Genomic DNA, 1,290 nt, shown 5'->3' with positions numbered 1-1,290 from the left:
GGCGGTCTCATTGGGTCAGTGCAACACCCTGATTGAGGGGCGTGGCTGTGTTCAGCGTTTTGCGGAGTGTGAAGCGGGAGTTTTGGCGGGGGATCGCGGATGGGTGGTCGACGGCGGATGCTGCGGAGGTGGCTGGCGCGTCGCGGCAGGGGGCGGAGAGATGGTTTCGGGAGGCTGGCGGTATGTCGCCGCTGTCGCTGTCGGAGCCGTCCGGGAGATTCCTGACCCTTCTCGAGCGTGAACAGATCGCTGTCGGGGTGGCCCGTGGCGAGTCGATCCGTCAGATCGCTCGGGACATCGGTCGGCATCCATCAACGGTGCTGCGGGAGCTGCGTCGCAACCGCGGCAATCTGCCGCGGTACCGGGCCAAGCGGATGACGCGCCCGCCGGGCCGGTCGGTGTTCTATTCACCCTCGACCGCGCAGGGCCGCGCGGATCGGCGTCTGGCTCGCCCCAAGCCCTCTAAGCTCGCGTCGCAGTCCTTGCTGCGAGTCGAGGTGCAGCGGCGGTTGCTGCGGGGACACTCCCCGCAGCAGATCAGCCGACGTCTGCGGGTGGACTTCCCGGATGATGAGAGCATGCGCATCTCGCATGAGGCGATCTATCGGTCCCTGTTCGTGCAGGGTCGTGGAGAACTGCGCAACGAGCTCACCCGGGCGCTGCGCTCGGGACGCACCACCCGCAAGCCCCGCGCCCGCACTCAGCGGCAAGCGGTTGGACCGGGCAAGATCCCCGGGATGGTGATGATCTCCGACCGTCCCGCTGAAGCAGAAGATCGCGCCGTCCCCGGTCACTGGGAAGGTGACCTCATCATCGGCAAAGACGGCCTGTCGCAGATCGGAACCTTAGTCGAACGCAGCACCCGATTCGTGATCCTGCTGCACCTGCCTGCTCGCCGAGATGCCGAAACCGTCGCCGATCAGATGATCATGCAGATGCGGCGGCTGCCCGACCTTCTGCGACATTCCATCACCTGGGACCAAGGCAAGGAGATGGCCGCCCACGCCAGAATCACCGTCGAAGCCGACCTCCGAGACGGGGTCTTCTTCTGCGACCCGCACTCGCCCTGGCAACGCGGCAGCAACGAGAACACCAACGGCCTGCTCCGGCAGTACTTCCCCAAAGGCACTGACCTCTCCGGCTACACCGCCGGCTACCTCGACTACGTCGCCGCCCAACTCAACGACCGACCCCGCATGACACTCGATTGGGCCACCCCCACCGAAGCCCTCGAACGACTACTCTCAACCCCACCAGACAACGGTGTTGCACTGACCGCCTGAAACCGCC

Annotated in this window: 1 protein-coding gene; it reads left to right on the top strand. The window is 65.9% G+C overall.

Annotation, left to right across the window (positions count from 1 at the left end; translation table 11 throughout):
• Nucleotides 1-182 precede the first annotated feature (182 nt).
• Nucleotides 183-1,283 carry an IS30 family transposase gene (locus tag MT347_RS17990; RefSeq protein WP_243502727.1) on the top strand — a complete coding sequence of 367 codons (1,101 nt, stop codon included), beginning with the start codon at nucleotides 183-185 and terminating at the stop codon, nucleotides 1,281-1,283.
• The last annotated feature ends 7 nt before the right edge of the window (nucleotides 1,284-1,290 follow it).

Source organism: Microbacterium sp. VKM Ac-2923 (assembly GCF_022815605.1).
Classification (GTDB): Bacteria; Actinomycetota; Actinomycetes; order Actinomycetales; family Microbacteriaceae; genus Microbacterium.
The sequence above is the reverse complement of the archived record's forward strand: the minus strand, read 5'-3'. Positions and strand labels throughout refer to the sequence as shown.